This window comes from Paraburkholderia sp. (assembly GCF_004298475.1).
Taxonomy (GTDB): domain Bacteria; phylum Pseudomonadota; class Gammaproteobacteria; order Burkholderiales; family Burkholderiaceae; genus Paraburkholderia; species Paraburkholderia denitrificans.
The window spans coordinates 277349-299920 of record NZ_SCRP01000034.1; the positions used below are offsets into that span (position 1 = coordinate 277349).

A 22572-nucleotide genomic window follows, 5' to 3' on the forward strand; every position below is an offset into this window, starting at 1 on the left:
TCCTGTTAGCAAATGCCAGACAGCGCAAGCGCCTGGCGATAGTCGATAGTGATTTCGTCCCCGTCCTGACCGCCGCGACAACCGCCGATATCGCACAACGCAACAAGATCGATATCGCCGTTGGCGCGCGACACCATTTCGGCATTCGGCGCACGGGAATGGTTCGTGAAGCGACCGGCCGGCGTGCGCAAACCACCGATGCGAGCAGGCGCAATCAGTTCGCCAGAGGCGATCGGCGTCGTCGCGAAAAGCCCCGTACCTTCGATGGGAGATGGCCCAGTCTTCACGCGCCATGCACCGTGCGGGAACGGACATTGGTCAGCGGTCGATTCGGATATGGCCCGCGCGGTTGCTTCGTCGAAACCCGTCTGGAGCAACGCGGCGGCATAATCGGCGCGGTCATCCGCATGCTCGCCGGCACGTGCCAACAGCTCACGTTCCTGATGGGCTGCAAAACCTTCGCTCTTGTCGAGAAACTGCGCCTCGATCTTCTGGATGTCGGTTTCCTCGGTTGCAAAGATGTTCTGCCAGACAACATCCTCGATGACGTAGCAGCACTTCCGCCCCGGTTGCCCGACAAACATCATTGGCGCGACCAGTTCCTCCGTGCTGCCGTCATCCCGCACCATCCGTAGCCGGCCTTTCAGGAAAACGTTCAGGTGCGCCGTCTTGTGCCGGTGGCCAACTACGAACGCGCCGGCGGGCAGGAACACCTCGCGAACGCATAGCCCCGGGCCGAAGTGGTGAATCACCGAACACTGCGCTTGCGGGGCGTCGAGCATTGCGTGTTCGGCGCGCGTGAGATCGCGAGATCGCAACGCGTCGAGGATTTCATGATCGCGCCGCGCAACTCGGTCCAGCTCCTGCACATCAAACATTTCCATATCGATCCCCTGTCAGTGCACCACGGGTCCAGACACTGCACCGGCTTGATCGTCAGGGGCGCCCGACTGTTGCGGCGCGCCTGACGACACAGCAAGCGATTCACCCTCCAGCCAGCCCTGCATCAGCGAAATGTCGGCGCACAGGATGCGTATGTCGTCCACGACGGGAAGCCCGCTCTGCGCCCGCTGGGTCGCAGCCAACGCTGTGGCGAGCAGTGCCCGAAAACGCGCGTGCGTCATGTTGACCGCGTTCAAGAGCCGGTCCCGTTGAAGTTGTTCAGCCAAAGTCACGATGAAATCTCCTGTTGATCGCACTGCCTTGGTTACCCTGCTTTCTGGCTGTTAGCAGCCGCCTATACGTGGAGTCGTGGAGCACACATGGAGCACGCCAAACCCTTGCTGCACGGCCTCGGCTCCACTACTCCACTTAACTCCATGTAAAAAGATATAAATAGAAAATAAGCACTACTACTTATGATCTTCACGCTCCGATTCGCACTCCGCTGCACAAACAGAAATTGGTAGTGGAGCAATGGAGTCATGGCGCAAGTCTTACTGGATAAGGCTTTCACGGCTCCACGTTATTTTTTGCGTGGAGCCAAGCCGCTCATGCCAAGTCGCTACCATCATCCGAACAGGCAAAAAACCGCGCATCCGCAATTTCTTGCGCGCTCGCTCGCGCCGCATGGGCTGGTTCGTCGTCGTCCAGTTCAATCTCCACCTTCATACCGTCCGCGAACGCATCTCGAGCCGCAGACCAACCGGACATGACCCACTCCCGCGGGTTCGAACCAATGCGGACCTCCTTCCAACCAAACACGCGCTTGATCCACCGACCGAAAACCGCCTGGTTCACGATGAATCGCCGCCCCTGTACTGAATCGGCAAACACCTGATAGAGCGCCTGCTTGGAGAACCGCATGCTTTCCTCGGTCCACGGGCCGCCACCAATTTCCTGATTGGTGAGGCAGTCCCGGAAGAACTGCTCGTGCGGCTCGAACGTCGCGGCGCGCTGCTCACGCAGCCCTATGGTTTCCGGAATTGCCCGGATCTCGAAGCGGCTCAGGTCGAGCGCCGCGAGGAAGGTCAGCAGTGCCTGCAGTCCGGGTGCCGCGCTGCCGCGCTTGTGCCGGCGAAGCCCAGCGCCGTACATCTGGTCATCAATCGCGCGGAAGTACGCATAGTCCCGCTGGCGGCGGTTTCCGCACGTCATAGCAAACAGGCGCCGCTCGTCCGCTGTCGCCGGGAAGATCCACTCGGCGTTGCCGACGAACATGAACCGCGTCAGCGACTGCATCTCGACCGCGTCCACACCCTTGCGCTCCATCATCGCGCTCGGGCTCGTGATCAGATGCTTGAGCGCACCCTCAGCCTTCTTGTCGCCAGCCCAGAACGACTCCTCAGCAGCGACAAGGAGCGCCTGCGCCTGGTGGGCATTGAAGCGGCCCACCAAGTGCTCGGGCTGGCTGACTGACAGCGCGTGCCGCCCGAGCAGTGCCGCCAGCACCTCGACAACCTTGGTCTTCCCGGTCCCCTTCTCGCCGCTGATCGCCACCGCGACGCCGGGTTTTTCATCGGGCCGCTGCACCATGTCCGCGCACCACTGCATGAAGTACCGGAACTGCTCGCGATTGCCATGACAGACGTTGTATTTGACGTGCGAGAGAAAGCGCCGGCAGCGCAGCCCCGCGCGAAACATCGTCATGCCGGGGAGCTGTTCGACGGCGAAGCCTCGCCAGAGGTTGTACCAGCCGCGCCGCGCGCCGCCGGGGGCGAACTCGATGCCGTCGAACGTGCGCCGCTCGCGGTGCCTCAGCCATACGTCGGCCACCGGCGCCCACTTCGTGGCCTCCCGCCCCTGCTTGTCGACGCTTTCGACCGGCACGAGCTGGTTCGCGTAGTAGGCGCGAAATGCATCGAGCTTGATGAAATCAGCGCCGGACTCGTGTTCGTTCAGCACGGCCCCGGAACCGCCCAGCAGCACGTACGCGTGACGCTGGTTCAGCTCGTGCACGGCCTTGTCGGCAGGCGTGAGCTGAACCGGTTGCGCTTCGGTGTTCCCTCGCAGCCGATCCCAGTACCGCGCGCCCTGCGCCCGGCCAGAGGCGCTACCGTGTTGCCAGCCCGCCATCAGCGTCACGATGTCGTCGTGGGCGAACCGCCGTGCGATCAGCATCGCGTACAGCGACAGGTCCATTGCGCTGCCCGACGTGTCGGCGAGGCCCGTCGTGCCGCCAGCCCATCGGTCGCGCAGCTTCACGTCCGTTTTCAGCAGATCCGCGAACCGGCGCTCGGCGTCCACCTCGCCAGTGTCGGCATCAACGCCGGCTGGCGGCGCGCCCGGCTCGTCTACTTTCACAAGCTCGCCGAGCTGCTCGAGGGTGAACGTTCGGGTCGACGCTGACACGATGCGCGCCATGCCCGGTGCTTCGGGGTAGCCCTTTTTGCGCTTCGTAGTCGTCGGCCAGTTCCACGTACCCGGCACGCGCATGATGCGGTCCACGTTGAACGTGCCGGGGCCCGCGAATGCCTCGCCGACCGCCTGATTGATGCGCTCGTAGGCATCAAGGCTGGCGGGCAGCGCGACTGGCTGGGCAAGCCGGAAAAACGCCTGCAGGCCGTTGCCTGAGTCGATCACGAACGACGCAACTGGCTCAAGCTGCGCGGCGTGAGTGCCGGTCAGGTGCACACGCGCCGCGTCGTAACTGCCGAATCGCTTGATATCGGGATCGCAGTCCGCCCACGCGAAGCGCGCCGCCGTCATATCACCCTTGGCGGGCTTGCGATCGCGGCATGCGGCTGCGTTGGGCAACCAGTAGATATTGGAGCGCGCGGCATTGTGCTGGCGGGCGTACTCGATCAGCGCGTCGAGCTCGGCCGGCACGTCGAACGTCCGCGCTTGCGGTGCGCCACCGGCGGCCGCAATATGCAGCAACGTCAGCGCGCCCCCGCTCGGCCGTGCCAGTTGGATGAACTGCCGAAGCGTGTCGATGTCGACGGGGTACGGAAACGCAGCATTCATGCGCGCACCTCGCGCAACCGCGTGAAGCCCAAGGCGAACAGTGGCGGCAGCGCGCGTGCGGCATGGAATTTGTCGAACGTGGTCGAACGGACAATCTGGCCGGACTCGTCGTACTGAACGAACGTGACGAGCTGCGCGGTACCTCTTTGCATTCCCGGCGCCGCACGCATCAGACGGTACTGTGCAACGCGATGCGTGCCACCTTCGGGCGTCATCTCGCGCGCCCAATTGGTCAAGATCGGGTGGCCCTGCCGACGCAGCTCCATCACACGCGCCGCAGGATGCATCACGTCGATCTCGTGCCGAGCATCGAGCGTGCTCAACGCGCCACGGCGACGCAGGAAATCGAGAATTCGTGCGCGTTGTGCCGCCAGACTGTTGCCCGTAGAATTGACGGCGCTGGTCTTCTGGGTCGCGCCCTGCTGGGGGTTGCGGCCCTTTTCATTTTTGCTGGTCATCGCGCGCCCCCTTATGCGAGGACTGCGCCGCGCGCTTCCGCGATCCGCTTCTGCAGATAGGCGTCGAGTTCGTGCTCGACGAAAATCGTGGTGCGCATGCTGAGCTTTACCGGCTTCGGGAAGTCAGCTTCGCGCTTGGCGCGCGCCCACAGTGTGCTCACGCCGATGCCGAGCTTTTCGGCAGCTTGAACAGGGCGCAGGCCCTTGAGGTTGACGGACATCGACTCTCTCCTTAGAGGTTGTCTCGACACATGCAAGTTCGTGCATGTCGATGTCCGTCATTAGATTTTCACAACCATCCCCCGCCGCAACCGTCTACCGTGTACCAACTTGGGGTAGGGTCGTGCGGGTAGGGTTTAGGCCTCCCGGATTGAGCCGTCATCGAGGAGGCGCTGCCAGGCTTTCGTGTGGATGCTTTTCGTCCATCCGGGGCCGGTGAGCTTGTCGCGCACATCGGCGGCCACCCATCGTTTGCCGTTGACCCGCTTGGGTAGCTTGCACGGGTCGTGCCCAAGTTCGCGAAGCACCCGCAGAATCTCTTGCTCTTGGTGTCGCTGCCGGGAAATTGGTTTGCTTGCGGGCGTAGTACCCGGCACATCGGCGGGTGCATCGCGAATTTCAAAACGATACGACACCAGCCACTCCGGGTGGGCATCGAGCCATCGATTTACGGCCGCACGATCGACCTGCTCGTGCTTGGTACGCACACCGTGCTTCCAATGGGGAGCGGCCGGCATGTTGTAGGGGCGCGCGTCTGTGGGATCTCGCGGGTTGAGCGCCACGAGATTGGCGCCCGTTAGCTTTGATTTCGGATCTTCACGGAGCTTCTGGGATGTCTGGATGGTCCCTACGATCAGTTCAAGCCAGCTGACAGCGTCCTGGCCCGTTCCTTTGGCCAGATCCTGCGCAGCCTCGTCGATCGTTAAACGGCCAGCCGCGGCCTTCCGGGCTTCATGCCGCGCGTGTAGCTCCGTCTCCTTGCTTCCCGTAAGCCACCCGGGCAGCGGGTATTCGCATCGGAATGCCCACTCGATCGCATCGAGCGGCTGGATTCGCCAGACCCCACCGTAGACAGCTTCGCCCGGCCTGGCGTCCGGATTGCGGTCCCCGGGCAACGAACCGTCCCCCAGCGCATCCCGAATTGCCTTCTTCATCCCCTCCCGGCTGTGTTCCGGCGCAATATCGTCGCGGTCTGCATACCGGGGCACGCCGAGGCACAGGCCCAAAAGCTCAACCTCGTTCCAATGTTCAGCTTCGGCGAAATACGTACGTTCCTGCGCGTTGAATGCAGGCGTTTGCATGGGCGCGTAAGCCTCGGCAGGCTCGATCGGCGCTACGGTTCCGTCTGCTTTCGTGATCGAAGCACTGCCGCCACCGGACACCATTGGAGCTTGCTGACTGCCTCCGGCCATCCCGGCAGCTTGCACATATCCGCCGTCGATCTGCAGTGATTCGCTTGCTACACCTTGAGTTGCTGGATTGAATGTAAAAGGTTTTTGGGTCATCGCTAGTCAGGCCAGAATGTTGTTGTCGCCGCCAGCTGGCGGCCGCCGCTTTGCCTGATACCGTCGGCAGCGGTCTTGTTGATCGGCGTTACGCTACCTGCGGCCGCGCTCGATCCACTGCTGATACCCCTTGATCGAGATGAACACCCCGCCATCGGGGGAGCGACGATATTCGCGGCCCTCGATCCACTTGCCTTCCTCGATCTTGCGGCGGATCGCCTTCTCTGTGAGGCCCGTAATTGCGGCCGCCAGCGCAACCGTCACGTACGGCGCGGGAGAGATATGAACAATCGGCTCCTGCATGGATGTCTCCGTCGGCTAGTCTGCCTGACACCATCAGGCGGCAGATTTCTTGTTGAGATGCGTCACGTTGGCGGCGGCCTTCATCGGCTTCGCGATGAACTTCGCCCAATCGCTCATCATTCGGCGTCGACGTTCGAGCACGTCGCTGCGCCAGTACGCCGCCTCGGTTGCATCCCCTTTGACGTGCGCCAGCGCGACTTCCGCCAGCTCGCGCGGATAGTTCGTCATCTCGCCAGCCCAGTCGCGGAAGGTCGAGCGGAAGCCGTGCGGCACGGCATCGATGCCGGTTCGGCGAACCAGCATCAACATCGCCATATCGGAGAGTACCTTCCCGCGCGGGCTCGGGAAGATCAGGTCCTGATCCTCCGCGCGCGGCATGGACGTCAGCAGCTTGACCGCATCTGCCGACAGCGGGACGCGATGCTCTTTCTTCGCCTTCATCCGCTCAGCAGGCACACGCCAGACGTTGGTGTTCCAGTCGATCTCGCTGAACCGGACACCACGGGCTTCCCCCGAGCGGGCTCCGGTCAGGATCGCGAATTCAAGGCACCGCGCGCTATTGCCCTCGACGGCGCGCAGCTTCTTCATGAAGTCGGCCATTTCCGCGAGCGGCACGGCAGGATGGTTGCGGACCTCCTGCACCTTCGACGGCCGGGCCAGCAGGTTTTCGAGGTTGCCGCGCCACGCCGCCGGGTTCTCCCCGTCCCGGTAGCCCTTGACCTTGCCCCAGCTCAGGATCGCCTCGATACGCCCGCGCAGGCGCGACGCAGTTTCGTTCTTTTCCAGCCAGATCGGCTCAAGCACCTGTACTACGTGCTCACGCTGGATATGCCGAAGATGCAGACGACCGATGAACGGATAGGCGTAGGTTTCAAGCGTGTTTTTCCACTGGTCCGCGTGCTTGGGATTCTTCCACTCGGAAACCTTGGTCGCCATGTAGGTCCGCGCGGCATCCTCGAACGTGACTTCGGTTACCTGCTCAGCCTTGATGCGACTGCGCGCGGCGCGGCGCACCAGCACTGGATCGACGCCCGACTTGATCTCGTCGCGCGTCGTCCGCGCCTTGTCATGGGCATCCTTGAGCGTGACCGCTGGATAGCCACCCAGGCCGATTTCACGGCGCTTCCCCCCGACCGTCACCCGGAGCACCCACGAGCGCGCGCCACTTTCCGTGACCTGCAGATGCAGCCCCGCGACCTTACCGACCGCGTGCATGCCCGGTGACGTCAAGCGCGAAACGGCCAGCGCACCTAGTTCCTTAGCAACTTTCGGCATCTTCTACCCGCCAACGTACCCGCCAAAAATATCAAGATTTCATGGTACTTGGCTAGACGACGCTAGACAACCAATTTTTCTAATGCCCCTATCCGTAAGGGGTTTCGTTTATCTTCGGTTGTCTTCGTTAAGACTTACATGGCGGACACCGCCTCCGCCATACATGTCTGCAGGATGAGGCCCTCGGGAAAGCGGTTCGTCAGTTCCCGCGCTTGATCCCCTACCAAACGCGCGCACTGTCACGGTGTGCGCGTTTTGTTTTTTGGCGTGTGCCAGCCGTGTACGGCTTCGAGCATCCCGTTCGCACGGGAAAAATATCACGCGGCTCAGGTGGCTCAGGCAGCGAGTCGTTGCGAAACCGGCTTATTGGCTTGCAGGGGTTTGACGCCGTTGAATGCAAAAACCGGTTCCGCGTCACGAGGATCGGTTGTCAGCGCAACAGCAAAATCCAGACGATCGCTGTCGGCCTTGCTGTCGGCCTTGCTGTCGCCCTTCAGGTGGCCCAGATGGCCAGGCATCGCCTCTCCGACCGGCTTTGCATCGACCGCCTGCGCAATCTGCGCCAGCAAGTCCGCAATCAGCGTTTGCCGCCTGCGAAACGCTGAACGCCGGTTCGACGGAACCTCGCTGACGTCGCGGTGATGCAGGCTAAGCGGCAACACATACCGCCCAGCGGTTTCAACACCGCCGATCTCCTCCCAAAAGCCGTCATAATCCGCGCGCACCTGCACTTGCGTTCCGGCGGAAACGTGCGTCTTCTTCGTCACCCCGCTCAGCACGTCGACCTTTGCCATCCTCGACAGCAAACAGACGGCCTCCACCACCGCAGCCTTCGGCCGCAATCCGTGGCATGCGCGCGTCGCCTCGCGCACCCGCTCTCTGTCCGTCCCCGCCGGCCCCTGCAGGCCGCCGATCAGCGCCCCGCGTTTCCCCGATCCGGCATGCCACTCGAAACTGATCGTCGCCCACGCAAGATCGACGTGCTCGACCATGTCGCGCCAGGCGACGGTAAGCAACCCCTCGCGCCAGCAGCGTACCGGCTCGCTCACCACGATGGCATATCGGCCACTCGATGCCAAAGTCACGTGATCCGACTTCAGATAAAGACTGCGCACCCGATCGTCGCCGAAGAGTTCCCGCACGACGCGGAAATGTCCGCACAGTAGTTCGGCACGTGCGCGGGCAGGCATATCCGCCTGGATGAAGCGGCGAAAGGGACGTTCAAGGTAGCGCCGGTTACGCACGGCAATATCGGCGAGCAGCGCGTTGGTCGCCACGGCACGCAGCCAGATGCGGGCCGCAAATGGATTGAGCAGTGCGTACATCAGTACGCGAATCTTCCGAAACACGGCACCGGCGCTTCGCCCAGGGATAGCTCTCGCCAGCAAGTGGTAAATCACGGAAATCGACATCATCAACCGCCATCCGCTTTCATTTTCATACGTAGCCTAAACACGGAGGCAGCCGGCTGCAGACGTGACCGCATTGCGAATTGCAACTGCAGTGCACCTGAATGACGATTCGGGCACGGGCTGATCGATTTTGCTGCGCACATCTATCGCAGTTCTTATCGACACTTGCAGTCCCGATCACCAATGTTCGACGAGCCATCTCACGCACGGAATGCGACGGCCCGATCCTTCGGACAGCCAAGGCGAACACGCGTACGAAGATTCGCATTGGCCCCGGGAAATTACGGAGCAAGTCGTAATTTTACGAAATATTACCGGATCACCCGTCGGACGCCTAGCCAGCTCTCGTCGCCAGCGCCCGTGAAAGACTGCGTTATTTTGTCGCACCCGGAACAGTTATGCTGGGCGTGGAAATCGCTAGCGCTACGCGCCGTTTTCCCGGTCATATCGACCGCATCGTTTGCACTGAGGGCGCTCGCACCCACGACGCCAGTGTCTTTGCGTCCCGTCCCCGTGAAATGCCCCACGGCCGAATCACGCTCCCCCCGCCAAGGGCGAAACGCATGAAGCAGGCGAGAACGGCACCATTGACCCGATCGGAATCATAGGTATTAACCCTGACAACACGGTAAAATCCGGGCTCTTCCCGGGAATTGCCGTCATGCCATACCGCTATCAACGTCTTGAAAGATTCGCGTTTTCGCTCGTGGTCCTGTCTGCCGTCATGTGCAGTGGCTTCATCGCCTGGGAAAGCTCGCCCGATTTCCGCGAGAACGTTCAACAAGGCAAGGAACTGGTCCTGAAGAGCGGCCAGTATTCGTACGCTTGCGGGACCGTCACGACCGATCCGTGCGGGCAATTCCCCCTGCTCTAAACCAGTCCGTTTCCTCGCTTCATCCGACGCCGGGCGCTCACCGCACGGCGCGGGACACTGCGGATTGCATCCTGCAGCGTATCGACTAAGCTCGAATCTGGTCTCGCCTCCGAGCTTGCGCGCCATGCTCATCAGCGTCTGCCCGACCCGCCGCTTCGCCAGTTCGTCTGCCCTTGTGCTGCGGCGCACGGGGCTCGCATTGCTGCTGCTGATCGCCAGCGCCTGCACCATCACGCCGCCGCCGAGGCCGCTCCTCGCCATTCCGCCCGCGGCCCTCAACAGCTACACGCTCGACCAATATCGCGCAGCGGTCGCGCACCGCATCGTCGAACGCAATCCTTCCTATATCCTCGCCGGCACGCCGCAGGCAATGCTGCGCTCGCTCGTCGTCGTTTCGTTCGTGGTCGACCGCGATGGCCAGGTCGTGAAGTCGTCGGTGTACCGCACCAATGGCGACGACGATGCCGAAGCCACCGCGCTCTCGACGCTGCACCGCGCGACGCCGCTGCCTCCGCCGCCTGCGCGTCTGCTCAACTCGCTCGGCCAGCTCGAAATGTTCGAGGACTGGCTCTTCAACGACGACGGCAAATTCCAGTTGCGCACGCTAGCGTCGCCGCAAGCACAGAATTTCAACTGAGCCGCGCCGGATCGCCTCGCACCCGCCGCGCTCCGGTTTTTGCATTCGTGGCGCGGCCGATCGGCTCTTTCCTGTTCGGCCACTTCGGCGACCGCATCGGCCGCAAATCGACCCTCGTCGCATCCCTGCTCGTGATGGGCCTCTCGACGACGGCGATCGGCTTTGTGCCCGGTTACGACGTGATCGGCAGCCTCGCACCGGTCCTGCTGTGCATCCTGCGTTTCGGTCAGGGCATTGGCCTTGGCGGCGAATGGGGCGGCGCGGCGCTGCTCGCGACCGAATACGCGCCGCCAGGCAAGCGCGGCTGGTTCGGCATGTTTCCGCAGTTCAGGCCGTCGGTGGGCTTTCTCGCCTCGAACGGCCTCTTCTTCGGCCTCGCCTCGACGCTTTCCGATCAGCAGTTCCTGCGACTGGGGCTGGCGCGTGCCGTTCGTCATCTCGGCGGTGCTGCTTCACGATGGCGCCGCTGCTCGGCAGCGGCGTGCTGCCGCTCGTACTGCTGTTCCTCGTGATCCAGTTGTTCCTGATGGGCGCCGCCTTCGCCCCGATGGGCGCGCTGCTGCCCGAACTCTTCCCGACCAGCGTGCGCTACACGGGCGCGGGCGTCGCGTACAACCTGGGCGGCATTCTCGGCGCGTCCGTAGCGCCGTATATCGCGCAGGTGCTCGCCGCGCGCGGCGGGCTGTCGTAGGTTGGCGCCTACGTTTCGATTGCGGCCGCCGTGAGCCTGTTCGGCGTCCTGAGCATGCACGAAACGCGTCACAACACATTGATGTAACGCACCGCGCCTCAATCAAGGCAAAAGCGGAGCCGCTTCTCGCGGACTCCGCTTCTTTTGGCCGCTTGGTGCGTGCGCGGCGCCTGACTATACTCGGAACAACCGGTCAGAAATTCCGGTTAGCCAACCCCGCTCTTGCCGCGCCGGGAGCCGACGATGAACCTTTATCTGAGCAACGCCGACGTCGTCCTGATCATCGCGCTCGCACTGGGCTTTTCGCTTGTGCTGGCGGCGCGCTGGCGAACCGCGAGCTGGCGCGCCGTCGTGATCGAGGCGGTCGCAGCCAATATTGCGGCCATCGCGGCTGTCGTCGCGATGGAAATGTTGCTCGCCTGACCCGCATCGCGGTTGCAGCATTCGCGCCGCCCTTATCCTCCCGAACGGTTATCAGTAGTAGCCGCGATGGTAGCCGCCACCGTAGTAGCCGCCTGCCGGCACCACGATGCACCCGCCGAGCGCCACTGCGAGCAGTGCGCCTGCAATGATGGTTAGCGTCAATCGTTTCACGTCATTCTCCCGTCGAGTCGATGTTGGTTGTCCGGCCGCTCGGTGATCGGCCTTTAGACGGTTCTGATTGAACACGACGGCGCCTTCGCGAGGCGTTGCAATTTGTAAGTGGCCGTTCGAGGCGTGTTACAGCCGAGGCGGCGCAGCGCGCCACCGGGCCGCACGCGCAAGATTCGCCAATCTGCGGCGACACATTTAACAAACCGGTAAACGGAAGTTTGAGCGCGGCACGGCATCGCGTCTGAGCAATGCCCCGGGACGGCCGGGCAATCGTGCGGCTGGGTGAGCGGGTGCGTATTCAGGTGCGCATTCAGGCAGCCGGAGCGAACGCATCGCCTGCCGTCGTGTTGCCACGCGGCGGATAGACCTGATCGACGGCGTCGAGCGCGACCTTGACGGGCGGAACGTGGAGACCGTCTCCAACCGAAATCGAACGCCCCGGCGCACGCACGCCCGTGTGTTCCGCCGACGTCGTGACGAAGATCATGACAGTCGGCCGGCTGAACGCGTGGCTGAGGTGGACGAAGCCGGTATCGGTGCCGACGACGAGCGCCGCGTCCTCGATACGCTGCGCGACCTGTCTCACGGTGAGTTGCGGCAGCACCACGGCGCCCGGCACGAGCGCTGCAATTTCGACGGCCGTCGCGCGCTCGACCTCCGAGCCCCACGGCAATTCGATACGCAGGCCGCGCGCCTGCAAGGCGAGGCACAGTTCGCCCCAATGCGCGACCGGCCACTTCTTCTCATCCTTCGACGTCGCGTGAAAGATGATTGCAGTCGGGCTTTCCGGCGCGGGCAGCGCGTCGCCCAGGCGCGGCACGCGCATGTTGAACTCGGGCGGCGTGTCGACCGTATAGCCGAGCGCCTCGCCTGCGCTCACGCGCATGCCGGTCCACGCATCGCACGCCGGGCGCGGCCCGAAACGGCCGTTGTACGCAAATGCCGCTCCACGCTCGCCGAGGTCCTTCGCGAGATAGCCGAAGCACCGCTTCGAACGTGCGAGCCACGCGATGATCGCGCTCTTGTACACGCCGTGGATATCGATGATGACGTCGTAGCGCTCGGCGCGCAGCTCGACAATCGAAGCCAGAATCGCCTTGAAGTCGCTCCAGCGGCGCGTCTTCTTGAAGCGGCGCAGCGGCGCGTACAACACGCGATCGACCCCGGCGTTCCAGCGCACGATATCGACGAACGACTCGTCCGCGGGCCAGTCGACTTTCACGCCGGGAAAAGCACGGCGAATGTCGGCGACGACAGGCAGTGCCTCCACGATGTCGCCCATCGAGGTCACCTTAACAACCAGAATTCGTTTCATTGTCCCGCCGACCCACCATACGTCCAATTTTTTGAGATTCTAACGGATTCGACGACTGCAACAGGCATAGGTCAACAAAGCTGCGAAATGTATCGGCCCCCTCTTTTCAGGATGTAGACCGGTCCGCGCACGAGCGCTGTCGCGCCGTCGTCTGCCTGAAAGGTGGACGAAGGCGGCACATCGCTATAATTCGCGCTTTGCGCCACAGGCATAGTCATGCAGTTGATCCGCCCTGACCTCTCCTCCACCGCCATGCGGCGCGCCCGCCGCCTGTGGCGACAGTACGGAGTGCTGTGGCTCGGCGCCGTCGCCGTGGGTCTCGTCGCCGTGTTCTACGCGCGGCTGATCGACTGGGGCTACGACGCGTTTTTGCACATGGAGCGCGGGCACGCGTGGCTGCCGCTCATCGTCACGCCGGCCGTGGCGGCCCTCTCGGTCTGGCTCACGCGCACGTTCTTTCGCGGCGCCGAAGGCAGCGGCATTCCGCAGGTCATCGCCGCGCTGCACGCAAAGCGCGGCGAAACCGGCGCGCGCCTGCTCACGCTGCGCATTCTCGCGGGCAAGATCGGCATTTCGTTTCTCGGCATACTCGGCGGCTTCACCATCGGCCGCGAAGGCCCGACCGTGCAGATCGGCGCCGCGCTCATGTTCAACATGCGGCGGCTCTATCCGCGCTCGAACCGGCTCATCGAACACAAGCTCATCCTCGCCGGCGCGGCCGCTGGGCTGTCCGCCGCGTTCAATACGCCGCTCGCGGGCATCGTGTTCGCCATCGAGGAACTCACGCGCAGCTTCGAAGCCCGCGCAAGCGGCGTCGTCATCACGACGATCATCATCGCGGGCGCCATCGCGCTCGGCCTGAACGGCAACTACACGTACTTCGGCACGATCCAGATCGGCGCGCACTTTCCCGACCTGCTCGCGCTCGCCGTGGTACTGACCGCCGTCGTGACGGGCGTTGCGGGCGGCGTGTTCAGCTGGCTGCTGCTCAATACCGCACGCTGGATTCCGGCACCGCTGCGCAAGCTGCACGGCGAGCAGCCGATCGTGTTCGCGGCGCTCTGCGGGCTCGCGATTGCCGTGATCGGCATCGCCTCGGGCGGCACGACATTCGGCAGCGGCTACGCCGAAGCGCGCGGGCTCCTCGACGGGCGCGAGCAGCTTTCGACGGCCTACCCGTTCCTGAAGATGGCCGCGATGGTGGGTTCTTACCTGCCGGGCATTCCGGGCGGCATTTTCGCGCCATCGCTGTCGATCGGCGCGGGCTTCGGCAACCTGCTGCACACGGTATTCGGGAGCTTGCAGCTCCCGATGCTGATCGCGCTCGCGATGGTGGGCTATCTTGCGGCCGTCACGCAGTCGCCGATCACGTCGTTCGTGATCGTGATGGAGATGATCGACGGCCATGCGCTCGTGATCTCGCTGATGGCGACCGCGCTGATCGCGAGCCGGGTTGCGCGTATCTTCGCGCCGCCGCTCTACGAGACGCTATCGCTGCGCTATCTGACGCTGCCGCATCCTGCGCCCGAAGCGAAATCGCAGGCGGAACCGGCAAGCGCGAGCGCGGAGATACCCGATATGCCGGAACCGCTCCAGCGCAACGAACCCGACCCCGCAGAGGCGAACGAAACGCCTCAACGCTGATAGCGGAAAACGCAACTGAAGACGCGCGTGCAAAAACCGCTTGCACGCGCAAGGGAACGGTTACGGCAGCACGACTGCCGTGAACCGCGGAGAAGGGCAAACAAACGACAACGTCTGCGCCGCGCACGGCGCGAAGGCCGGGCGCGGCGTCATCAGGCTTGCGGAATCTCGATCTTGACCTCGAGCACCTCGAGGTCGTCCTGACGTTCGAGACTGACGCGAATATCTTCGTCCGAGATCTTCACGTACTTCGAAATCACCGCGACCAGTTCGCGCTGCAGCGCCGGCAGATAATCGGCCGGCGGATGGCCGCCTGCCCGCTCGTGCGCAATGATGAGCTGCAGGCGTTCCTTCGCTACCGAGGCGGACTTTCTCTTCTCGCCGAGAAAAAACGAAAGAAACGACATGAGTTGCGCCTCCTTTACTTGTTGCCGAAGAGGCGCTGAAAGAGGCCCGGCTTCTGGTAGTCGGTGAAACGAAGCGACTTGTCTTCGCCGAGAAAGCGCGAGACGACGTCCTTATACGACTCGGCGACATCGGTGCCGTCCAGGTGAACGGCCGGCAAACCCTGATTCGACGCATGCAGCACGGCTTCCGATTCCGGAATCACGCCGATCAGTTCGATGCGCAGAATCTCCTGAATATCGCCGAGCGAGAGCATTTCGCCTTCGCTCACGCGCTTCGGGTTGTAGCGCGTAATCAGCAGATGCTCCTTGATGGGATCGTGGCCCTCGATCGCGCGCTTCGTCTTCGACGAAAGCATGCCGAGAATACGGTCCGAATCGCGCACCGACGACACTTCCGGGTTCGTCACGATGAGCGCCTCATCGGCGAAGTGCATGGCGAGCAGCGCGCCCGATTCGATGCCCGCGGGCGAATCGCAAATGATGTACTGGAAGTCCATCGCGATGAGATCTTTGATGACCTTCTCGACGCCTTCCTTCGTGAGCGCATCCTTGTCGCGCGTCTGCGAGGCCGGCAGGATGAAGAGGTTCTCGCACTTCTTGTCCTTGATGAGCGCCTGGTTCAGGTTCGCTTCACCCTGGATCACGTTGATGAGGTCGTACACGACGCGGCGCTCGCAACCCATGATGAGGTCGAGATTGCGCAGGCCAACGTCAAAGTCGATGACTGCGGTCTTGTGGCCGCGCAACGCGAGGCCCGATGCGAAACTCGCGCTCGTGGTCGTCTTGCCCACGCCACCTTTGCCCGAAGTCACCACAATGATTTTTGCCATTCCCTTACCTTGCGTTCGTCAATTTCTTCAGTTTTGCCCCATCGCGTACCGCGCGCCGCTACTGCGTGCTGCATGAAGCGCGCGAGGCAGCGCCTCAGGTGAGCCTCAACGGTTCGATCAACAGCTTTTCCTGGTCCAGCCGGATCTGCACAGGCTTGCCAGCCACGTCGGCGCTCAGCGGCACTTCGGTGGTGCGGTAAATGCCCGCAATGGAAATCAGCTCCGCTTCGAGACACGTGCAGAAAATGCGCGCATCGTGATTGCCGTGCACGCCCGCGAGCGCGCGGCCGCGCAGCGGCGCATAAATGTGAATGTTGCCTTCGGCGATCACTTCCGCGCCGTTCGACACGAGGCCGAGCACGACAACGTCGCCCTTCGCGTAGATGCGCTGCCCCGAGCGCAGCGGCCGGTCGATCACGAGTGTCGGTTCGGCGCGCGTAACCGGTTGCGCGGTTTCGACAGCCGCCATTGCGGCGTCGGCAGCGGCTTCGCTCTCGACGCCGGCGCGCCCGGATTGCGCACCGGCAGCAGACACGTCTTGCGCCTCGGAGGTCGTTGCTGCCGCAACGGCAGGCGCTTCCTCCGCCGCGGGCTTCGCATTCGAGCCGCGACGGTCGCGCGCTTCGAGCAACGGCAGCCCGGCGTGTGCGGCCCAGCCATGCTGCGCAGGCTGCGCCACGACGCCGACCGGGCGCATGCTCACGCTTTCGAGCAGGCGCGCAATGTCGCCGAGCGCGACCGCCTCGCCGTCGCCGAGCCGCCGCACGTCAATGGCGACGGTATCGTTTGCGAAAAATTCGGGCGTGGCCTCGAAGCGCCGTGTGAGTTCGGCGCGCATGGCATCCACTTCGGTTGTCTTGACCACGAACAGAAGCGTATCGACTGAGCCGCTCTTCAGTTCGAAATAGGGCGATTTCCTGGGCGACATGGCGTTCGACGAAAAATTTTGCGTATTTTACAGGCGTCGACGCGCGCGGCCACCATTTTTAGCGGCCCAATCGCCCGGCGACAAAACGAATGCAACGCGCCGCGCACGCGATGCGCGCGCCGGACGCGCACCCGCCCTGCACGGCACGCAAATTGCCTGCGAGGCTGCCTGCAGGATTGCCCGAGATTGAATCGAATGGGGAACGATGAAGCGACGACGCGTTGCGGAACTTGATGCGCGATCAATTCGACGACGCGCTGCGCACGCTGCTTGCAACCTCGCGCACGAGCAGCATTTCCCACTGCTCAGGCGAGTGCTTGCTGCGCACGTGATCGCCGGTCGCGACGAAACCGAGGCGCTCGTAAAAGCGCATGGCCGTGGTGTTGTTGTCGGTGATCCACGCGAAGACCTGTGTCGCGCCTTCGGCGATGAGCCAGTCGATCGCGGCGTTCAGGAGCAATTCGCCGCCGCGCAGATGCCGGACGGCGGGCGCGACCCACAGCGCCGAAACGACCGCGCGGCGTGTCGGCTCGGTCTCGAAGGTCGCGCCGATGAGCCCGGCCGGATGGCCTTCGGTGTAGAGAATGAATGACGTGCAGGCGTGCGAGTCCGCGTAGCGGGCCGCAGCGGCGTCGAAAACGGCTGCATCGGTCAGGAGCGCGTCCTCAAGCGTTGCATCGCCGAACGCGTACGGCGCATCGCGCAATGACGCAGTTCGAAGCTCGCGCAACACGGCACCTTGATCGGCAGCGATGCGGCGAACGGTCAGTGACGGACTCATGCAGTCGTAAACCCCTATAAAGCATTAACGCGTAGCTTTAACCGAACGCGTCCGAGAGTCAAATTCTTCTTTCACAAAAATGACCGATCGTCGCGCACATGGCACTTTACGGTCGGTCTTGCGACGCTTATGGCGCTCACGGCGCCTCGCTCACGGCGCCTCGCTCATGGCGCCTCGTAATCGCCGGTGCCATCGGGCCACGGGGTCAACAGCTCGTAACCGTCGTCCGTGACGGCCACCATGTGCTCCCACTGCGCCGAAAGCGAGCGGTCCTTCGTCACCACGGTCCAGCCGTCGCGCAGGACGGCGGTGCCGGCGCGGCCCGCATTGACCATCGGCTCGATCGTGAAGACCATGCCCGGCTTCAGACGCAGGCCCTGCCCCGGCTGGCCGTAGTGCAGCACCTGCGGCTCTTCGTGGTAGACCTTGCCGATGCCGTGGCCGCAATATTCGCGCACGATCGAAAAGCCATCGGCCTGCGCGCGCCGCTGGATGGCATGCCCGATGTCGCCGAGCGTCGCACCCGGCTTCACCTGGTGAATACCGGCGAGCATCGCCTCGTACGTGGTATCGACGAGTTGACGGCCGACCGTGCTCGGCGTTCCGACAGTGTACATGCGGCTGGTATCGCCGAAATAGCCGTCCTTGATGATGGCGACGTCGATATTGATGATGTCGCCGTCCTTGAGGATCTCATTGCGGTTCGGGATGCCATGGCACACGACCTGGTTGACCGACGAGCAGATCGTCTTCGGAAACCCGAGGTAGCCGACGTTCGCCGGCACGGACTTTAGCGTATTGACGATGAAATCGTTGCAGATCGCGTCGAGCTCGTCGGTGGAGACGCCGGGCCTCACGTGTTCGCCAATCATGGCGAGCACCTCGGCGGCAAGGCGGCCAGCAATGCGCAAACGCTCGATGTCGGCGGCGGACTTGTAGGTTATAGCCATCTGTGGACCGAAATGGGCGCGGCGGCGCCAGCGGCACCCCACGCAAAATTCAAAGGAGCGATTGTACCGGGCGCGCATCCGCCATCGTAGGCAGGCGAGAATCATGCCCAATTCGGGCGCGATTCGGGCGCGATTCGTGCGATATCCGGTCGTCCATCGTCCAGAGCCAGCCTGCGTATCTTACAACGTCGGTAAAACGCCTGGCCATGCGCCGCTTCACGGCATCGCGGTTTCTGGCCACTGACCTGCAACAAGATGCTCTACATCAGATTTGCACGCGGTGCGTCGGCATTGCCGCCGCTTCGGTATAGGTAAAGCGGCTCCAATAGGGGTTTGGCGGCTTCGTTCAGATCTTCCAGATGTGCAATCTGCCGTGCGTGCGATTTGCCATGCCGACATCGGTGGAACACCGAATTAGCGAATTTTACTCAAAGCACACGCTCTACTTGCATCTACATTACCCAAACGCGATACGCGTCAGGAAACACCTCTGCTCTCACGTGATAAATCATTGCTTTTTAAGCGATAATTCAACAAACGCTTTCATTACGTGCGCAAGAAATAGCTGTTTACTATCAACCTGGACACGTCATCATTTGTTCATTAATGAAATCAAAATGAATGACCGATAGCCATATCGGGGATTGTTTCCGTTGGAATTCCCGGGGCTGCAATTTTTGCGGGTTCAGAAACGCCAGGCATGAAAATTCTTCTGCACAAAGCGATTGTGCGGCGGCTGGCAAGATCTGGGCAAATCAGTACAGATTTTATCGGTCCAGCGCGGTTTTGCACTGCTAGCCAGAAAATATGGCAACAGACACTTTTCTTGATGGCGGGTATTTTGGCGGGGAGAAAAGACAAAACCCCGCGAAATCTGGATTTCGCGGGGTTTTGCAAGATATTCTGGCGGAGAGGGTGGGATTCGAACCCACGGTACGCTTAAACGTACGCCTGATTTCGAGTCAGGTACAATCGACCACTCTGCCACCTCTCCGGGGTACTGCCGGGTACTGCTTTACAACTAAATACTGCCTCGCCAAGCCCGGTCGTTGACTGGCGAAGCGAAGATTATAGAACACCCTGCAGCGTTTTCCAAGTCCCCTTTCGAAAAATCCGGAGAACCGGAAAACGCGATCTCGCCTCGATCCCGATCAGGCGCCCACTTCAAGGCGCGCCACACCGCCCATGTAAGGCCGCAGCACTTCGGGCACCGTCACCGAACCATCCGCTTCCTGATAGTTTTCGAGCACCGCGACAAGCGTGCGGCCGACCGCGAGACCCGAGCCGTTCAACGTATGCACGTGTTCCGGCTTGCCCTGCGCGTTGCGGTAGCGCGCCTGCATGCGGCGCGCCTGGAATGCTTCGGTGTTCGAGCAGCTCGAAATCTCGCGGTACGTGTTCTGCGCGGGCAGCCACACTTCGAGGTCGTACGTCTTCGCCGCCGAAAAGCCCATGTCGCCCGTGCACAGCGTGATCACGCGATAAGGCAGGCCGAGCTTCTGCAAAATGGTTTCCGCGTGAACCACCATCTGCTCGAGCGCGTCATAAGACGTTTCGGGCGCAACGATCTGCACCATTTCGACCTTGTCGAACTGGTGCTGGCGAATCATGCCGCGCGTGTCGCGGCCATACGAGCCCGCTTCCGAGCGGAAGCACGGCGAATGTGCGGTCAGCTTGATCGGCAGCGCGCTGCCCTCGACGATGCTCTCGCGCACCGTGTTCGTCAGCGAGATTTCCGACGTCGAAATCAGGTACTGCGTAACCGTGTTCTCGCCGCCGCCCTTCTCCACGCGGAACATGTCGTCGGCGAACTTGGGCAGTTGGCCCGTGCCGTACAGGATCTCCGGGTTGACGATGTACGGCGTGTACGTCTCCGAATAGCCGTGCTGCTGCGTGTGCGTGTCGAGCATGAACTGCGCGAGCGCACGGTGAAGGCGCGCGATCTGGCCGCGCAGCATCGTGAAGCGCGCACCCGAGAGCTTCGCGCCCGTTTCGAAATCGAGCCCGAGCGGCGCGCCGATATCGACGTGATCCTTTACCTCGAAATCGAACGCGCGCGGCGCGCCCCAGCGGCGCACTTCGACGTTGTCTTTTTCGTCCTTGCCCGCCGGAACGCTCTCGTGCGGCAGGTTCGGCACGCCGAGCAGCAGATCCGAGAGGCGCGCCTGAATTTCGTCGAGCTTGGCCGCCGACGCCTTCATCTCGTCGCCGATACCGCCGACTTCAGCCATGACCGCCGATGTGTCCTCGCCACGGCCTTTCATCGCGCCGATCTGCTTCGACAGGCTGTTGCGGCGCGCCTGCAGTTCTTCAGTGCGGGTCTGGATGGCGCGGCGTTCCGCTTCGAGCGCCGAAAAGGCCGCGGCGTCGAGGGTGTAGCCGCGGTCGGCGAGGCGCTTCGCGACGCCGTCGAGGTCTTTGCGCAGCAGCTGGATGTCGAGCATGAGATTGTGAGACGCAGTTTCGTTGTGTGAAGGGGCGATTTTAGCGCACCGGCGCGCCGAGTCCGTGGGCAATACCGTCGCTGGCCGTGCGGCAAGCCCCGGCCAGGCCGAACCCAGGCCGGAATTCAGCCCTTGCGCTTCTTCTCGCGAATTTCGTCGTGATTCTCGTCGCGAATTTCGTCACGATGATCCTCGCGCCATTGCGCATCGAGTTCGGCCAGCCGCCCGAGCTTCTCGCCGATCTTGCCTTCGAGCCCGCGCGGCGTCGGCCGGTACCAGTGCGGTTCGCGCATGCCGTCGGGCAGATAGGTTTCGCCCGCGGCGTAGGCATCGGGTTCGTCGTGCGCGTAGCGGTACTCGTGGCCGTAGCCGAGTTCCTTCATCAGCTTCGTCGGCGCGTTGCGCAGGTGGATCGGCACCGCACGCGACTGGTCCTGGCCGACGAAGCGCCGCGCCTCGTTGTACGCCATGTAGCCCGCGTTCGACTTCGGCGCGACAGCCAGATAGATCACGGCCTGCGCGAGCGCCAGTTCGCCTTCGGGCGAGCCGAGCCGCTCGTAGGTTTCGGCGGCGTCGAGCGTGATGCGCGCCGCGCGCGGGTCGGCAAGCCCGATGTCCTCCCACGCCATGCGCACGATGCGCCGCGCCAGATAGCGCGGATCGGCGCCGCCGTCGAGCATGCGGCAGAACCAGTACAGCGCGCCGTCCGGGTTGCTGCCGCGCACCGACTTGTGCAGCGCGCTGATCTGGTCGTAGAACGCGTCGCCGCCCTTGTCGAAACGGCGCAGGTTTTCGGCGAGTGCGCTGCCCAGCAGCGCCTCGTCGATTGCGGTCGATTTTTGCCGGGAGGCCGCGCGCGCGACGATCTCGAGATTGTTCAACAGCTTGCGGCCGTCGCCGTCTGCGGAGCCGATCAGCGCCTTTTTCGCCTCGTCGGTGAAGGTCAGGCCGCCCAGTTCCTCGCTCGCGCGCCCGAGCAGTTCGCCCTGCTCGTCCTCGTCGAGGCTCTTCAGCACATAAACCGCCGCGCGAGACAGCAGCGCGCTGTTCACCTCGAACGACGGATTCTCCGTCGTCGCGCCGACGAACACGAACAGCCCCGATTCGACGTGCGGCAGGAAAGCGTCCTGCTGGCTCTTGTTGAAGCGGTGGACTTCGTCGACGAACACGAGCGTCTGCCGGCCGTGTGCGCGATGCACCTGTGCGGTCTCGACGGCCTCGCGAATGTCCTTCACGCCCGAAAGCACTGCCGAAAGCGCAATGAATTCGGCGTGGAACGCATCGGCCATGAGGCGCGCGAGCGTCGTCTTGCCGACGCCCGGCGGCCCCCAGAGGATCATCGAATGGGCTTCGCCCGACTCGAATGCGACGCGCAGCGGCTTGTTCGGGCCCAGCAGATGCTTCTGGCCGATGACTTCGTCGATGGAGCGCGGTCGCAGCCGCTCGGCGAGCGGTACGTTGGCACGGGTTTCTTCAAACATGACGTTTTCGGGATAATGTCGGCTTTCGGGCGCACCGCCGACAGTCGGGCACCAGCGCGCGAGGCGTGCCCGAGCGCGGCGGACCGGACAGTCGCGCCGGACGCAATCGAGCATTATGACAGCGCGAGCGGGCGGGC

At 63.0% G+C, this 22572-nt stretch carries 21 protein-coding genes, 1 tRNA gene and 1 pseudogene; 5 read left to right on the top strand and 18 right to left on the bottom strand.

The genetic code is table 11. The features are described 5' to 3' along the window. Nucleotides 1–5 precede the first annotated feature (5 nt). From EPN59_RS18075 to EPN59_RS18115, 9 genes are all read right to left on the bottom strand, one after another. Nucleotides 6–884 carry an SET domain-containing protein-lysine N-methyltransferase gene (locus EPN59_RS18075; protein WP_293033089.1) on the bottom strand — a complete coding sequence of 293 codons (879 nt, stop codon included), beginning with the start codon at nt 882–884 and terminating at the stop codon, nt 6–8. 12 nt (nt 885–896) lie between these two features. Further along, entirely contained in the window at nt 897–1175 is a 279-nt protein-coding gene (locus tag EPN59_RS18080; protein ID WP_293033087.1) for a hypothetical protein, read from the bottom strand. 316 nt (nt 1176–1491) lie between these two features. Further along, entirely contained in the window at nt 1492–3906 is a 2415-nt protein-coding gene (locus EPN59_RS18085; RefSeq protein ID WP_293033085.1) for a primase-helicase family protein, read from the bottom strand. Beyond that, nucleotides 3903–4364, bottom strand: a complete 462-nt coding sequence (locus tag EPN59_RS18090; RefSeq protein WP_293033083.1) for a helix-turn-helix domain-containing protein — start codon at nt 4362–4364, stop codon at nt 3903–3905. The genes EPN59_RS18085 and EPN59_RS18090 overlap by 4 nt, the downstream gene beginning before the upstream one ends. Nucleotides 4365–4375: 11 nt before the next feature. Next, entirely contained in the window at nt 4376–4585 is a 210-nt protein-coding gene (locus EPN59_RS18095; RefSeq protein WP_293033081.1) for an AlpA family phage regulatory protein, read from the bottom strand. 135 nt (nt 4586–4720) lie between these two features. Next, nucleotides 4721–5869: a hypothetical protein gene (locus tag EPN59_RS18100; protein WP_293033079.1), complete on the bottom strand. Its 1149-nt coding sequence runs from the start codon at nt 5867–5869 to the stop codon at nt 4721–4723. A gap of 93 nt (nt 5870–5962) precedes the next feature. Then, on the bottom strand, nt 5963–6172 hold the full coding sequence (xisR, locus tag EPN59_RS18105; protein ID WP_293033077.1) for an excisionase family protein: 210 nt from the start codon (nt 6170–6172) through the stop codon (nt 5963–5965). Nucleotides 6173–6205: 33 nt separating this feature from the next. Further along, nucleotides 6206–7447, bottom strand: coding sequence for a site-specific integrase (locus EPN59_RS18110; protein ID WP_293033075.1), 1242 nt, complete (start codon nt 7445–7447; stop codon nt 6206–6208). A gap of 335 nt (nt 7448–7782) precedes the next feature. Continuing rightward, complete coding sequence (locus EPN59_RS18115; RefSeq protein WP_293033073.1) at nt 7783–8862, bottom strand: DUF535 family protein; 1080 nt, start codon at nt 8860–8862, stop codon at nt 7783–7785. 658 nt (nt 8863–9520) lie between these two features. Here EPN59_RS18115 and EPN59_RS18120 point away from each other — a divergent pair. The 4 genes and pseudogenes from EPN59_RS18120 to EPN59_RS18135 all read left to right on the top strand — a co-directional run bounded on the left by EPN59_RS18120 (nt 9521) and on the right by EPN59_RS18135 (nt 11484). Beyond that, a complete protein-coding gene (locus tag EPN59_RS18120) occupies nt 9521–9733 on the top strand; it encodes a hypothetical protein (protein WP_293033071.1) in 213 nt (70 codons plus the stop codon). 124 nt (nt 9734–9857) lie between these two features. Beyond that, on the top strand, nt 9858–10370 hold the full coding sequence (locus EPN59_RS18125; protein ID WP_293033069.1) for a TonB family protein: 513 nt from the start codon (nt 9858–9860) through the stop codon (nt 10368–10370). 41 nt (nt 10371–10411) lie between these two features. Next, nucleotides 10412–11148: pseudogene (locus EPN59_RS18130) on the top strand (MFS transporter); the annotation flags it as partial. Nucleotides 11149–11304: 156 nt separating this feature from the next. Beyond that, nucleotides 11305–11484, top strand: a complete 180-nt coding sequence (locus EPN59_RS18135) for a hypothetical protein (RefSeq protein WP_293033067.1) — start codon at nt 11305–11307, stop codon at nt 11482–11484. Between the two features lie 481 nt (nt 11485–11965). Here EPN59_RS18135 and waaC read toward each other — a convergent pair whose 3' ends face one another. Continuing rightward, nucleotides 11966–12970 (bottom strand): lipopolysaccharide heptosyltransferase I, encoded by a 1005-nt coding sequence (gene waaC / locus EPN59_RS18140; protein WP_293033065.1) that lies wholly within the window; start codon nt 12968–12970, stop codon nt 11966–11968. A 216-nt stretch (nt 12971–13186) separates the two neighbouring features. On the opposite strand from waaC, the gene EPN59_RS18145 reads away from it, so the two are divergent. Continuing rightward, entirely contained in the window at nt 13187–14614 is a 1428-nt protein-coding gene (locus EPN59_RS18145; RefSeq protein WP_293033063.1) for a chloride channel protein, read from the top strand. A gap of 152 nt (nt 14615–14766) precedes the next feature. Here the strand turns inward: EPN59_RS18145 and minE are convergent, their stop codons facing one another. The 8 genes from minE to EPN59_RS18185 form a co-directional block, all read right to left on the bottom strand. Beyond that, nucleotides 14767–15021 carry a cell division topological specificity factor MinE gene (gene minE, locus EPN59_RS18150; RefSeq protein WP_293033061.1) on the bottom strand — a complete coding sequence of 85 codons (255 nt, stop codon included), beginning with the start codon at nt 15019–15021 and terminating at the stop codon, nt 14767–14769. A 14-nt stretch (nt 15022–15035) separates the two neighbouring features. Then, a complete protein-coding gene (minD, locus tag EPN59_RS18155) occupies nt 15036–15851 on the bottom strand; it encodes a septum site-determining protein MinD (protein WP_293033059.1) in 816 nt (271 codons plus the stop codon). Nucleotides 15852–15945: 94 nt separating this feature from the next. Next, nucleotides 15946–16779 (bottom strand): septum site-determining protein MinC, encoded by an 834-nt coding sequence (gene minC / locus EPN59_RS18160; RefSeq protein WP_293046549.1) that lies wholly within the window; start codon nt 16777–16779, stop codon nt 15946–15948. Nucleotides 16780–17020: 241 nt separating this feature from the next. Next, nucleotides 17021–17560: a GNAT family N-acetyltransferase gene (locus tag EPN59_RS18165; protein ID WP_293038481.1), complete on the bottom strand. Its 540-nt coding sequence runs from the start codon at nt 17558–17560 to the stop codon at nt 17021–17023. Nucleotides 17561–17724: 164 nt separating this feature from the next. Continuing rightward, nucleotides 17725–18510 (bottom strand): type I methionyl aminopeptidase, encoded by a 786-nt coding sequence (gene map / locus EPN59_RS18170; protein ID WP_293038478.1) that lies wholly within the window; start codon nt 18508–18510, stop codon nt 17725–17727. Nucleotides 18511–19414: 904 nt separating this feature from the next. Continuing rightward, a tRNA-Ser gene (locus tag EPN59_RS18175) sits at nt 19415–19504 on the bottom strand. Nucleotides 19505–19661: 157 nt separating this feature from the next. Then, a complete protein-coding gene (gene serS, locus EPN59_RS18180; protein WP_293038475.1) occupies nt 19662–20954 on the bottom strand; it encodes a serine--tRNA ligase in 1293 nt (430 codons plus the stop codon). A gap of 125 nt (nt 20955–21079) precedes the next feature. Beyond that, complete coding sequence (locus EPN59_RS18185; protein WP_293038472.1) at nt 21080–22435, bottom strand: replication-associated recombination protein A; 1356 nt, start codon at nt 22433–22435, stop codon at nt 21080–21082. Nucleotides 22436–22572 lie beyond the last annotated feature (137 nt).

Excerpts from the sequence above, each read along its gene's own strand:
- EPN59_RS18075 (WP_293033089.1), bottom strand. The coding sequence starts at position 884 with ATGGAAATGTTTGATGTGCAGGAGCTGGACCGAGTTGCGCGGCGCGAT.
- EPN59_RS18085 (WP_293033085.1), bottom strand. The coding sequence starts at position 3,906 with ATGAATGCTGCGTTTCCGTACCCCGTCGACATCGACACGCTTCGGCAG.
- EPN59_RS18090 (WP_293033083.1), bottom strand. The coding sequence starts at position 4,364 with ATGACCAGCAAAAATGAAAAGGGCCGCAACCCCCAGCAGGGCGCGACC.
- EPN59_RS18095 (WP_293033081.1), bottom strand. The coding sequence starts at position 4,585 with ATGTCCGTCAACCTCAAGGGCCTGCGCCCTGTTCAAGCTGCCGAAAAG.
- EPN59_RS18100 (WP_293033079.1), bottom strand. The coding sequence starts at position 5,869 with ATGACCCAAAAACCTTTTACATTCAATCCAGCAACTCAAGGTGTAGCA.
- xisR (WP_293033077.1), bottom strand. The coding sequence starts at position 6,172 with ATGCAGGAGCCGATTGTTCATATCTCTCCCGCGCCGTACGTGACGGTT.
- EPN59_RS18110 (WP_293033075.1), bottom strand. The coding sequence starts at position 7,447 with ATGCCGAAAGTTGCTAAGGAACTAGGTGCGCTGGCCGTTTCGCGCTTG.
- EPN59_RS18115 (WP_293033073.1), bottom strand. The coding sequence starts at position 8,862 with ATGATGTCGATTTCCGTGATTTACCACTTGCTGGCGAGAGCTATCCCT.
- EPN59_RS18120 (WP_293033071.1), top strand. The coding sequence starts at position 9,521 with ATGCCATACCGCTATCAACGTCTTGAAAGATTCGCGTTTTCGCTCGTG.
- EPN59_RS18125 (WP_293033069.1), top strand. The coding sequence starts at position 9,858 with ATGCTCATCAGCGTCTGCCCGACCCGCCGCTTCGCCAGTTCGTCTGCC.
- EPN59_RS18135 (WP_293033067.1), top strand. The coding sequence starts at position 11,305 with ATGAACCTTTATCTGAGCAACGCCGACGTCGTCCTGATCATCGCGCTC.
- waaC (WP_293033065.1), bottom strand. The coding sequence starts at position 12,970 with ATGAAACGAATTCTGGTTGTTAAGGTGACCTCGATGGGCGACATCGTG.
- EPN59_RS18145 (WP_293033063.1), top strand. The coding sequence starts at position 13,187 with ATGCAGTTGATCCGCCCTGACCTCTCCTCCACCGCCATGCGGCGCGCC.
- minE (WP_293033061.1), bottom strand. The coding sequence starts at position 15,021 with ATGTCGTTTCTTTCGTTTTTTCTCGGCGAGAAGAGAAAGTCCGCCTCG.
- minD (WP_293033059.1), bottom strand. The coding sequence starts at position 15,851 with ATGGCAAAAATCATTGTGGTGACTTCGGGCAAAGGTGGCGTGGGCAAG.
- minC (WP_293046549.1), bottom strand. The coding sequence starts at position 16,779 with ATGTCGCCCAGGAAATCGCCCTATTTCGAACTGAAGAGCGGCTCAGTC.
- EPN59_RS18165 (WP_293038481.1), bottom strand. The coding sequence starts at position 17,560 with ATGAGTCCGTCACTGACCGTTCGCCGCATCGCTGCCGATCAAGGTGCC.
- map (WP_293038478.1), bottom strand. The coding sequence starts at position 18,510 with ATGGCTATAACCTACAAGTCCGCCGCCGACATCGAGCGTTTGCGCATT.
- serS (WP_293038475.1), bottom strand. The coding sequence starts at position 20,954 with ATGCTCGACATCCAGCTGCTGCGCAAAGACCTCGACGGCGTCGCGAAG.
- EPN59_RS18185 (WP_293038472.1), bottom strand. The coding sequence starts at position 22,435 with ATGTTTGAAGAAACCCGTGCCAACGTACCGCTCGCCGAGCGGCTGCGA.